The sequence below is a fragment of the Pseudoflavonifractor sp. 60 genome (assembly GCF_009911645.1).
GTDB lineage: Bacteria > Bacillota > Clostridia > Oscillospirales > Oscillospiraceae > Lawsonibacter.
Genome location: NZ_QWKI01000332.1, coordinates 1 through 296, shown reverse-complemented (window position 1 = coordinate 296; position 296 = coordinate 1). Strand labels below are relative to the sequence as shown.

The 296-nt window shown below is 63.5% G+C and carries 1 protein-coding gene; it reads right to left on the bottom strand.

The features are described from left to right. Positions 1-296 (bottom strand): phage terminase large subunit (locus tag D1646_RS22225; RefSeq protein WP_201754809.1); only part of this gene is annotated, 296 nt, incomplete at both ends.

Here is a 296-nt window from a genome sequence, read left to right as displayed (position 1 = left end):
CGGTAGTCGAAGGCGGCAATCTGCCCGTCGCTGATGGGCTCCAGCCGCAGATTTTCAAATACCGCTGTGCCGCTGCCTACCACCTCCCCCAGGTACTCGTGGCGGTAGGCGGTCTCGTTGGTCTGCTTCAGGTGCTCCGCGTCCGCCAGGAACCGGGGCCCCAGCCAGTCTCTGGGGGTTGTCAGGTAGGTGCTGTGGTGGACCAGACGGCCCGCTTTAGGCTCCAGGACATACTTGTTGGTCCAGCTGCGGGCCATAGCGGGGGGATTGAAGGACTTGAAGCAGAAGGACCAGGG